11 protein-coding genes and 1 pseudogene are annotated in these 10,132 nt (G+C 39.9%); 3 read left to right on the top strand and 9 right to left on the bottom strand.

From position 1 onward, the window contains the following. Window positions 1–246: 246 nt before the first annotated feature. Window positions 247–885, bottom strand: coding sequence for a glutathione S-transferase family protein (locus F893_RS15510; protein ID WP_004281825.1), 639 nt, complete (start codon window positions 883–885; stop codon window positions 247–249). Window positions 886–901: 16 nt separating this feature from the next. Beyond that, on the bottom strand, window positions 902–1,921 hold the full coding sequence (locus tag F893_RS15505) for an NADP-dependent oxidoreductase (protein WP_004281827.1): 1,020 nt from the start codon (window positions 1,919–1,921) through the stop codon (window positions 902–904). 143 nt (window positions 1,922–2,064) lie between these two features. On the opposite strand from F893_RS15505, the gene F893_RS15500 reads away from it, so the two are divergent. Together F893_RS15500 and F893_RS15495 are read left to right on the top strand one after the other, a co-directional pair. Beyond that, window positions 2,065–2,673 carry a TetR/AcrR family transcriptional regulator gene (locus F893_RS15500; protein WP_004281836.1) on the top strand — a complete coding sequence of 203 codons (609 nt, stop codon included), beginning with the start codon at window positions 2,065–2,067 and terminating at the stop codon, window positions 2,671–2,673. Window positions 2,674–2,784: 111 nt separating this feature from the next. Then, window positions 2,785–3,015, top strand: coding sequence for a hypothetical protein (locus F893_RS15495; protein ID WP_004281837.1), 231 nt, complete (start codon window positions 2,785–2,787; stop codon window positions 3,013–3,015). An 83-nt stretch (window positions 3,016–3,098) separates the two neighbouring features. Here the strand turns inward: F893_RS15495 and F893_RS15490 are convergent, their stop codons facing one another. The 3 genes from F893_RS15490 to F893_RS15480 all read right to left on the bottom strand — a co-directional run bounded on the left by F893_RS15490 (window position 3,099) and on the right by F893_RS15480 (window position 6,336). After that, on the bottom strand, window positions 3,099–4,226 hold the full coding sequence (locus F893_RS15490; RefSeq protein WP_004281838.1) for an alkene reductase: 1,128 nt from the start codon (window positions 4,224–4,226) through the stop codon (window positions 3,099–3,101). 199 nt (window positions 4,227–4,425) lie between these two features. Next, complete coding sequence (locus F893_RS15485) at window positions 4,426–5,103, bottom strand: type 1 glutamine amidotransferase domain-containing protein (RefSeq protein WP_004647734.1); 678 nt, start codon at window positions 5,101–5,103, stop codon at window positions 4,426–4,428. A gap of 75 nt (window positions 5,104–5,178) precedes the next feature. After that, entirely contained in the window at window positions 5,179–6,336 is a 1,158-nt protein-coding gene (locus F893_RS15480; RefSeq protein WP_004281840.1) for an iron-containing alcohol dehydrogenase, read from the bottom strand. A gap of 183 nt (window positions 6,337–6,519) precedes the next feature. Between F893_RS15480 and F893_RS18480 the strand changes: the two are divergent. Beyond that, window positions 6,520–6,849 (top strand): annotated as a pseudogene (locus F893_RS18480) (IS3 family transposase); the annotation flags it as partial. A gap of 85 nt (window positions 6,850–6,934) precedes the next feature. Here F893_RS18480 and F893_RS15475 read toward each other — a convergent pair. The 4 genes from F893_RS15475 to F893_RS15460 form a co-directional block, all read right to left on the bottom strand. Beyond that, window positions 6,935–7,237 carry a putative quinol monooxygenase gene (locus F893_RS15475; RefSeq protein ID WP_000920558.1) on the bottom strand — a complete coding sequence of 101 codons (303 nt, stop codon included), beginning with the start codon at window positions 7,235–7,237 and terminating at the stop codon, window positions 6,935–6,937. A 334-nt stretch (window positions 7,238–7,571) separates the two neighbouring features. Beyond that, window positions 7,572–8,402, bottom strand: coding sequence for an S-formylglutathione hydrolase (gene fghA, locus F893_RS15470; RefSeq protein WP_004281841.1), 831 nt, complete (start codon window positions 8,400–8,402; stop codon window positions 7,572–7,574). A gap of 228 nt (window positions 8,403–8,630) precedes the next feature. Beyond that, window positions 8,631–9,743, bottom strand: a complete 1,113-nt coding sequence (locus F893_RS15465; RefSeq protein WP_004281842.1) for an S-(hydroxymethyl)glutathione dehydrogenase/class III alcohol dehydrogenase — start codon at window positions 9,741–9,743, stop codon at window positions 8,631–8,633. A gap of 21 nt (window positions 9,744–9,764) precedes the next feature. Continuing rightward, window positions 9,765–10,040: a metal/formaldehyde-sensitive transcriptional repressor gene (locus tag F893_RS15460; protein WP_001133625.1), complete on the bottom strand. Its 276-nt coding sequence runs from the start codon at window positions 10,038–10,040 to the stop codon at window positions 9,765–9,767. Window positions 10,041–10,132: the final 92 nt, after the last annotated feature.

The raw sequence follows: 10,132 nt of genomic DNA, 5'->3' as shown, positions 1-10,132 counted from the left end.
GACGCATAAAGCGACCCAAATAGAAGAATTACTACCACATCGCTGGAAATCCAACTCAAATTAAAAAATAGGCATGGGGTTCAGCGGACGCTTACTTAAATAATGGTAATTCCTTATCTTTAAAATAGAGAACGCCCGATGAAATTCATTAGGCGTTTACTTTAAATAAGTGTCAGCTTATTTTATAACCAGATGTACTTGTCAATCATGATTCTTTTTCTCAATTGCCTTAAAAAAACAATCTTGCTATTTTTGACTTTTCACACCATTTTGTTCAATTTGTACTGCGGCTTGCCAGCTAGGTAGTTGGCTTAAACCTGCTACGTAACGTTGGATATGGGGATAATTTTCACCTTGTCCCATATGATAAACTAAAGCATGTAGTCCAAAGCCCATCATAAAGTCAGCACCGGTTAAACGGTCTGCCACTAGAAATTCTTTATCTTTTAAATATTCATTTAAATGGCCAAATACTTTATCGAACTCAACTTGAGTATAATTTTCTAGAAATACCAACTTCGTGCCCTGCTTGGTTTCTATCGTATTAAACGTTTTTAACAAAAATGGCAGCATGGCAGAGCTTTCTGAGAAATGAATCCACTGTAAATAATCGACATAGGTAGATTCATCCATATCTGGTGCTAAATGCGGCGCAAGTTTCTGAATTAATAACTCAACGATTGCGCCTGACTCTGCAATAACTTTGCCATCCCATTCCAATACTGGAGATTTCCCTAAAGGGTGAATGGTTTTTAAAGAGTCAGGGGCCAAATGCGTGCTTGAGTCACGATAATAGCGTTTCAGCTCATAGGGCTGCTTGATTTCTTCAAGTAACCACAAAATGCGAAAAGAACGTGATTGATCTAAATGATGTAGTGTGATCATGATAATTCCTATTTTTTTAAATTTTTACAACCACTTTGCCAAAGTTTTCGCCTTTCAACATACCATTGAAAGCATTGATCGTGTTATCTAAACCTTGCACCATATACTCTTTATATTTGATTTTTCCGTCTTTCAACCATTCAGACATTTGCTGATAGAATTCCGGATACTGACTGCCATAATCATCAAAAATAATAAAGCCTTGCATGCGAATACGCTTTTTTAAAAGGGTGGAAATAAAGCCCGGTAAACGGTCTGGCCCTTGTGCTTGCTCGGTAGCGTTATACTGGGAAACCACACCACACACCGGTACACGTGCCGCAGAGTTAAGCAATGGCCATACCGCATCAAACACTTTACCCCCGACATTCTCATAATAAATATCAATACCGTTGGGAGCTGCTTGTTGTAATTGTTCTGCAAAATTTTCATCATGATGATTAATACAAGCATCGAAGCCGAGTTCTTCTACTGCATAACGACATTTTTCAGGCCCACCTGCGATGCCAACCACGCGACAACCTTTAATTTTGCCAATCTGTCCAACCGTAGCACCAACAGGTCCTGTTGCAGCTGCAACGACCAAAGTTTCACCAGCTTTAGGCTGACCAATGTCCAACAACCCCATATAAGCAGTAAATCCTGGCATTCCCAAAATACCCAATGCCCAAGATGGATGTTCAGGTTGCATACCTAAGCTTTGACATGCAGTCCCATTAGAAATTGCGTAGCCCTGCCAGCCATTTCCGGAAAGAACCCACTCGCCTTCTTTGAATTTTGGGTTTTTAGAGGCCACCACTTGACTGACTGTTCCACCGACCATCACTTCGCCGATTTCAACCGGTGCTGCATATGAAGGAGCATCACTCATGCGACCACGCATATAAGGATCGAGTGACAAGTAAATGGTTTTTAACAATATCTCGCCTTGTTTAAGTTCATTGAGTTCAACTTGTTCAATACGAAAATCGCTGTGTTTTGGCTCACCGACTGGCCGTTGAGCTAAAACGATACGTTGATTAATAACTGTTTTCACACATATAACTCCATGTTTTATTTAGAAGTATTTCTATTCACAATCAAAAATTATGATTAAAATTTCTTTACATCCATTGTAGATGAGTTATAATAAAAAACAATACGACTGGTCTATTTTTTACAATAGAGTAAATAATTAATATGAAGCCTACTCCTATTAAAAAGTCTGAAGCGAAGCGCTTACACATTCTTAACACCAGTTCAGACCTGATTTTGCATAAAGGTTTTACTGGCGTAGGATTACAGGAAATTTTACAGAGCTGTGAAATCCCTAAAGGCTCGTTTTATCATTATTTCCAATCCAAGGAAGCTTTCGGGTGTGAATTGGTACAGCATTATGTAGATAATTACCAAGTCCGTTTAAATGATGTATGGCGTAGCGATAAATCCCCTTATCAAAAGCTGATTGAGTATTTTAATTTATGGATAGAAGATCCTGAAACACAGTGTGGTTGGGCGGATAGCTGTTTAATTGTGAAACTTGCCGCAGAAGTTGCCGATCTATCTGAAGATATGCGCTCCATTATGTCCGCTGGCGTCGATGATGTAATCCAACGTATTGCTGCTTTAATTGATTTGGGAAAACAGGATCAGTCTATCCAAGCAGATACTGAGGCCTCAACGTTGGCACAAGTACTTTACCAAATGTGGTTAGGTGCAGCATTACTGAGTAAGTTGCAAAAAGATAAAACGCCATTACATCAAGCTCTGAGAGCAACTAAATTTCTATTAAAAAGTGAAGATTCATAAAAATTAGATTAAATATCAATTACATAATTAATAATTCATGATAGCAGTCCAATGATTACTTATTAATGTGTTGCTATTAGATCAATTTACAATCCATGAGTATAGCGCACAATGAATTCTCCTTCTAAAGCCCTCATGACTCGTATTTTAGTTGGTTATTTAGGCTTATATCCCACACTATTACTGGTTCTCACTTTATTAAAGCCAATTACTGAGCATCAAAGTTTCCCGATGATGGTGTTGATTGAAGTCATAGTATTAGTGCCAGTAACGCAACTGATTTCTTTCCCACTGGCAGGTTGGCTCATTACACAGCTAAAAAATTTTAAGAACTTGTTTTAAGAAGAAATTGTGCAAGCAACAGCAATCTTAAGTCGTTATTTTGCCAACCACAAAGGTTGGCAAAATAACTCATTAAGTCAATATTAATCTGCGTAAGCTGGATAATCAATATAGCCTTTTTCCGTCCCACCATACATAGTGCTTGCATCTACTGCATTCAATGGCCAGCCATTGGCGATGCGATCGGGTAAATCTGGATTCGCAATAAATGGGCGTCCAAATGCAATTAAATCGGCCAGCCCTGCCTCTAAAATTCGAGTTCCTCTTTCTGCCGTATATCGACCTGCATAAATAATCCGACCACTGAAAGTGTCTCTGACATCTTTACGAAAATCATGAGGAAGTTCTGGTGCATTATCCCAATCAGCTTCTGCAATAGATAGATAGGCAATCCCAACTTCTTCAAGTATTTTTATGGCTTCAATATAAGTCACATGTGGATCATCTTCAACCAACCCCATGTAAACACGATCTTCCTCTGTACTTTCAAATAGCGGGGCAAAACGCACTCCTAAACGATCTGCACCAACCACCTCAGCAACGGCCTGTACTACTTCACGTAAAAAACGCAAACGATTGTTTAGTGATCCACCATATTCATCTTCACGGTGGTTACTATGTGCAGAGATAAATTGATTCACCAAATAACCATTTGCACAATGAATTTCAACCCCATCAAAACCAGCAGCCAAGGCATTGCGTGCTGCTTGAGCATAGAGTTGCACTAATTCTTTAACTTCTGCATTGCTTAAAGCACGTGGCATTGAAGGATCAGCCAAGGTCCCTGCATTGGGCCCGGTCTCAATAAACACTTTAACATTACTATCAGCCCTAATAGCCGAGGGTGCGACCGGTGATGCATGATCGGGTTGCAAAGATGTATGTGAAACACGCCCAACATGCCAAAGTTGTGCAAAAATAATGCCTCCTTTAGCATGCACTGCTTCCGTCACTTTACGCCATCCAGCAATCTGTTCAGGGCTGTAAATACCGGGAGTCCAAGCATAGCCTTGACCACGTGGCTCGATTTGCGTACCTTCGGTGACCATAAACCCTGCCCCGGCACGCTGTTGATAATAGGTTGCCATCAGTTCATTTGGAATATTCTCTGGCTGAGTACTGCGCGACCGCGTTAATGGTGGCAATACAATACGGTTTTGCAAAACATAAGGGCCTAAGCTTAAGTTTTGAAAAAGTTTGCTGTCTTTCATTTCATTGTATCCAAGTAACCATGACTTAATTGATCTAAATTAAAAAAAATATCCTTCCTGTATATAGAAAAATAAATAAAGGAAAGCTATTAACTCAGGCCCTTCACCATTAAGTGAGGGTTATTTTGCTTATTGCGCCAGTTGCTCAGAGTCAGAAGTTTATTCACTGCTAAGCACCACAACAGACACTAGCTACTCTTTATTTCAACAATTGAAGTAATGCTGAGGCAGTTGCAGCAGAAGATGCTGGATTTTGTCCAGTAACCAGCAAGCCATCTACTTGAACATGTACTTGCCAATCATCAACTTTAGAATAATGACCACCGTTTTGTTTAAGCATGTCTTCGACTAAAAATGGTACAATTTCAGTCAAACCTACAGCGGCCTCCTCAGTATTGGTGAAACCAGTCACTAATTTACCGCTAACTAAGGGCGCTCCATTACTCGCTTTCACATGACGAAGAACACCCGGGGCATGACACACTGCTGCAACAGGTTTGCCAGACTGAATCGCCTGTTCAATCAGAGAAATTGAAATCGGATCTTCTGCTAAATCCCACAATGGGCCATGCCCGCCTGGATAAAACACTGCATCATAATCAGCTACAGAAATTTCGCTAAGTTTATGTGTCTGTGCCAATGCTTGCATTGCAGTTGGATCTGCTTCAAAACGATGAGTGGTTTCAGTTTGAGCATCGGCTAAATTACTTTTCGGATCTAGTGGTGGCTGCCCACCTTGAGGCGACGCCAGCGTAACTTCAGCACCAGAGTCAATAAAGGTGTAATACGGTGCAGCAAGTTCTTCTAGCCAGAAACCTGTTTTCTTACCAGTATTGCCAAGTTGATCATGTGAAGTTAAAACGATTAAAATTTTCATGTTATTTCTCCGATAATTTTCATGATTGAGGAGCATTGTTACAGGGTCAGAGCATGCCAGATACGCGCATTTAGCTTAGATGCTCATCTCGAGAATTTGGCGACTGATCTCTAATGAAACATTTTTATGTTCGCCTAGCTGTGTAAGATTATGTGATTTAAGTTGCGTAATGATGATCTCAATATCTGTCTCCCCCAGTCCATAATCGCTAAGACGAGTCGGCAATCCAAGTTGCTCAAAGAAGGCTCGAGTACGAGCAATAGCAGTATCAATACGTTGTTCTTCATCACCTTCGACAATCTGCCAGACACGAGCTGCATACTGTAGTAATTTTTCTCGCTTCTCTTGACGACGCACTTGTAGATTGGACGGCAACACAATGGCCAAGGTACGAGCATGATCAATACCATATAAAGCCGTGAGCTCATGTCCAATCAAATGGGTTGACCAATCTTGTGGTACACCAGCTCCAATTAGCCCATTCAGTGCCATGCTAGCAGCCCACATCAAATTCGCACGCGTGTCATAATCTGCTGAATCTTCCAAGATTTTCGGTCCAATCTCAATCAAAGTTTGCAATAGACCTTCGGCAAAACGATCTTGTACGTGTGCATTCACAGGGTGAGTTAAGTACTGTTCCATGACATGAATAAATGCATCGACCACGCCATTAGCCAACTGGCGCGTCGGCAAGCTAAAAGTTTTATTCGGATCAAGTACGGAAAATTGCGGAAAAACATAGGGACTGCTAAATGACAATTTGGCTTGGGTCGATTTTCTGGTTACTACCCCACCGCTATTCATTTCTGAACCAGTTGCCGGAAGGGTGAGTACACTCGCAAAAGGCAAAGCTTGGGTAATTTTATTACCATGGGTTTCTAAAATCTCCCATGTATCCCCTGTATAATTGACTGCTGCTGCAATAAATTTAGTACCGTCGATTACCGATCCACCACCGACAGCCATCAAGAAATCAATCTTTTGTTCACGAATCAGCTCTACAGCTTTCATGAGGGTTTCATAACTCGGATTCGGCTCAATTCCGCCAAATTCATGAATTTCTCTTGCACCTAATGCTTCACGCACTTCAGCTAAAGTACCATTCTTACGTGCACTTTCACCACCAAACAACATTAATACCTTTGCTTCTGTAGGCACATAGTCATTGATTTTAGCTATTGTATCGCCACCAAAAATAATGCGGGTCGGATTATAAAAGTTAAAATTCAGCATATTTTTATCCTAGAATGATCAGTTAATTGATTTGAAAAACCACCGTTATTCATCAAATAAACTTTTAAAAAATCGGACAACACTACGGCTTTTGCCTACACCATGTGCTAACTATACATAAAAATAGACCAGTCGTCTATTTTTATAAAAATTATTTCAGCTTGCAACTTTAGTGATGGTTAAACAAATTCAGGCTTGTTCTATACCGCTTTTATTATTAATGTATTTTCACGAGCGATTGTTGGATGAAAGGTATCAACACGTATGACTACTGACATGGTTGTGAACGCATTGGCTGAAACAGTGAATGGCTCATACAAAATAGCAATGATTAAATATTTTAAAAGCAGATTGGCACGGTTTAGCAGATGTACAAATGTGACAGTAAATTAGATAGATTGGTTCAATATAAAGCATGTAAATAGTTGCATTCGTTTATTTACCCTGTTTTGGATATTGCCCCATTTAAATGATGAGATTAAGCCAATAAATAAAGTAGCCCAACTTGAATAAAAAGCCTATGACAAACCTCAAAGCGTTAAAGTGCTGCCTTTCATTCAAAATTTCAGACAGCACCCTCATACATTTAAGCATCGGTTTAAGCTGGTAGTTTACTCGCCAAAACATCTACTTTTTCAATAGATGGTGGCTCTGAAAATAGCTCTTCGGCCTGAGCCATCAAAGCAGCTGCAACCTTGCCAGATAAATGCGCTTGGCGACCCGCCTCATCAGGAAATGCATCAAAAATACCAAATGTTGTAGGTCCAAGACGTAGGCCAAACCACGCAACTGTCGCAGGTTCTTCCATGACAATAGGTAAACCGGCTTTAAGAAAAGCTTCCACTTCGTCTTCTTTACCCGGTTTAGCTTCAAGACGGACATATAAAGCTGTTTTAAGCATGACTAAAACTCCATAATTGATTATAATTCAAACTGATTCTGACATTGCTAATGTATGCATGTCAGAAAGTTTTGTTGTATAAAAGTTAAAAAAAATTCCCATAGCTGAGCCAAAATTTAGGTTTTTATTTCGACATAATGCTATGAATTTATTCAAGTTAATATCATTAACATTTGAATCAAAAAATCAAGATATGAGATGATTAAATTCAATCTTATTTATATAAGGATCAATTGACTCTACCTTAGATTTATAAGCTGACCTCTTCATCTGGAAATTATATTGCTCAAGAAGCATTCAAGAACAATATTGTACATCCTCATATCTATGAAAGTTATTTAGCTAGGAATTTGCTGTGAAACTCTATATGTTTCTCTATAAAGCTCGCAATAAAGTAATAGCTATGGTCATACCCTTCTCTTAGGTTAAGTGTCAGAGGATATTCTTGTTCCAAACAAATATCACTAAGAAGCTTAGGCCTTAACTGTTCTTCAAGAAAATCATCAGCTGTTCCTTGATCGACTAAAATAGGTAAATGAACTTCAGCGTTTTTGATTAATTCAATCGCATCATAGCTTTTCCATAAAGTTTCGGTTTCACCAAGGTAGTGTGTGAAAGCCTTTTTCCCCCAAGGTACTTGGCTAGGTGCAACAATCGGTGCAAAAGCAGAAATACTTTTATACAGCTCAGGATTTTTTAACCCAATTACTAATGCACCATGACCACCCATGCTATGACCCATAATACTTTGGACTTGATTGGTCGGAAAATTCAGGTCTATCAGATTTCTGAGCTCTTCCACAATATAATCATACATTTTGAAATGCTTTGACCAGGGTGCTTGTGTTGCATTCACATAGAATCCTGCACCTTGGCCTAAATCGTAATCTGCATGATCTGGTACATCTTCTCCACGTGGGCTGGTATCTGGTGCAACAATAATGACTTTATGTTCAGCCGCATACTTTTGTGCTCCGGCTTTAGTAATAAAGTTCTGTTCGTTGCAAGTCAGTCCTGATAACCAATATAAAACTGGCAACTTCTCATCTTTGTCATGAGGTGGCAGATATATTGAGAATTTCATTGAACAGTTTAGTGCTATTGACTGATGGCGATACACTTCTTGCGATCCACCAAAAGAAGCATGTTTCTCAATTATTTCCATAATCAATTACCTATGTTGAGCAAGACTTCATGAGAAATCGAGTAAACAAAGAGTCTGACATTCTCTACAGAGAATAGTCATAAAGATTTAAAATGTAGGCAGGTTTATTGAACCTATACACGATGCCTACACAGATAGATCTGTTTTACAGATGATGTGCCGTTTTAGAGGATTCCATGCATGTCAATCATGATTCACATGCATGGAAAAGTATAAGGTCTGACGGAATTATTCGTAATGAATTACAGTACGAATCGACTTTCCTTCATGCATTAGATCAAAGGCTTCATTGATCTGATCCAAACCCATCGTGTGTGTCACAAATGGTTCTAATTGAATTTTACCTTTCATTGCATCTTCAACCATTCCTGGAAGTTGCGAGCGACCTTTTACGCCACCAAAGGCAGAACCTAGCCATTTACGACCAGTAACCAGTTGGAATGGACGGGTAGAGATTTCCTGACCTGCGCCAGCTACACCAATAATTACGGATTGTCCCCAGCCACGGTGTGCACTTTCAAGGGCTGAACGCATCACATTCACGTTACCAATACATTCAAATGAATGATCTACACCCCAGCCAGTCATTTCGACAATGACTTGCTGGATTGGTTTGTCGTAGTCTTTAGGGTTCAAGAAGTCCGTTGCACCAAACTCTTTTGCCAGCGCAAATTTATCTGGATTCATGTCAACCACAATAATACGTCCTGCTTTAGCTTGACGTGCGGCTTGTACGACTGCCAGACCAATACCACCTAAACCAAAGACCGCAACACTATCACCTTCTTGTACTTTAGCCGTGTTGTGTACTGCACCGATACCCGTTGTGACACCACAACCCAGTAAGCAGACATGTTCGTGATTGGCTTCAGGATTGATTTTAGCCAATGATACTTCTGCCACTACCGTGTATTCACTGAACGTTGAGCAGCCCATATAGTGGTAAATCGGTTGACCATTGTAGGAAAAACGAGTGGTACCATCTGGCATTACGCCTCTACCTTGAGTTTCGCGAACGGAAATACACAAGTTCGATTTTCCAGATTTACAGAATACGCACTCGCCACATTCAGCGGTGTAAAGTGGAATTACATGATCACCTGGTTTGACGCTAGTCACGCCTTCACCAACCTCAACTACAACGCCAGCACCTTCATGCCCGAGAATAGCCGGAAAAACGCCTTCAGGATCATCGCCAGATAAAGTAAATGCGTCTGTATGACACACACCGGTATGGGAAATCTTGATTAATACTTCACCTTTCTTCGGTGGTGCAACATCGACCTCAACAATTTGAAGAGGTTGACCAGGACCAAACGCAACAGCAGCACGTGACTTCATGGAATAATTCCTTATACAGATCTATTTTAAATATGATTTTAGAATCTTGGCGATTTCAGCCAATTCTTCTTTTCGTTGTTGTTCTGTGGTTTCACCTGATACTAAAGTGTCCTTTAAATGAACCTCCAGCATTTCATTCATTAAACCATTAATAGCACCACGCACAGAGCATATTTGTTGCAGAATTGCACCACATTCCACATTGTCTTCTAACGCTTTTTCAATCGCTTGCGTCTGACCTTTGATCCTTCTGACGCGTAGAAGAATCTTTTTTTTGTCTTCAACCTGATTAGGCATCAGACCTCCTTATTTGCTAGCTTTTATACTATAGTACCCCATAGTATAAAAAAAGCAATATTTTTTATAAATCGAAAATCAAAAAGCTCTTT

Origin of the sequence: Acinetobacter sp. CIP 102136 (assembly GCF_000369685.1) — a bacterium.
In the GTDB taxonomy this organism is placed as follows: Bacteria; Pseudomonadota; Gammaproteobacteria; order Pseudomonadales; family Moraxellaceae; genus Acinetobacter; species Acinetobacter fasciculus.
Note: the sequence above shows the minus strand (reverse complement) of the source record. Positions and strands in the feature narration are given on the sequence as shown.

Excerpts from the sequence above, each read along its gene's own strand:
- F893_RS15510 (WP_004281825.1), bottom strand. The coding sequence starts at position 885 with ATGATCACACTACATCATTTAGATCAATCACGTTCTTTTCGCATTTTG.
- F893_RS15500 (WP_004281836.1), top strand. The coding sequence starts at position 2,065 with ATGAAGCCTACTCCTATTAAAAAGTCTGAAGCGAAGCGCTTACACATT.
- F893_RS15495 (WP_004281837.1), top strand. The coding sequence starts at position 2,785 with ATGAATTCTCCTTCTAAAGCCCTCATGACTCGTATTTTAGTTGGTTAT.
- F893_RS15490 (WP_004281838.1), bottom strand. The coding sequence starts at position 4,226 with ATGAAAGACAGCAAACTTTTTCAAAACTTAAGCTTAGGCCCTTATGTT.
- F893_RS15485 (WP_004647734.1), bottom strand. The coding sequence starts at position 5,103 with ATGAAAATTTTAATCGTTTTAACTTCACATGATCAACTTGGCAATACT.
- F893_RS15480 (WP_004281840.1), bottom strand. The coding sequence starts at position 6,336 with ATGCTGAATTTTAACTTTTATAATCCGACCCGCATTATTTTTGGTGGC.
- F893_RS15475 (WP_000920558.1), bottom strand. The coding sequence starts at position 7,237 with ATGCTTAAAACAGCTTTATATGTCCGTCTTGAAGCTAAACCGGGTAAA.
- fghA (WP_004281841.1), bottom strand. The coding sequence starts at position 8,402 with ATGGAAATAATTGAGAAACATGCTTCTTTTGGTGGATCGCAAGAAGTG.
- F893_RS15465 (WP_004281842.1), bottom strand. The coding sequence starts at position 9,743 with ATGAAGTCACGTGCTGCTGTTGCGTTTGGTCCTGGTCAACCTCTTCAA.
- F893_RS15460 (WP_001133625.1), bottom strand. The coding sequence starts at position 10,040 with ATGCCTAATCAGGTTGAAGACAAAAAAAAGATTCTTCTACGCGTCAGA.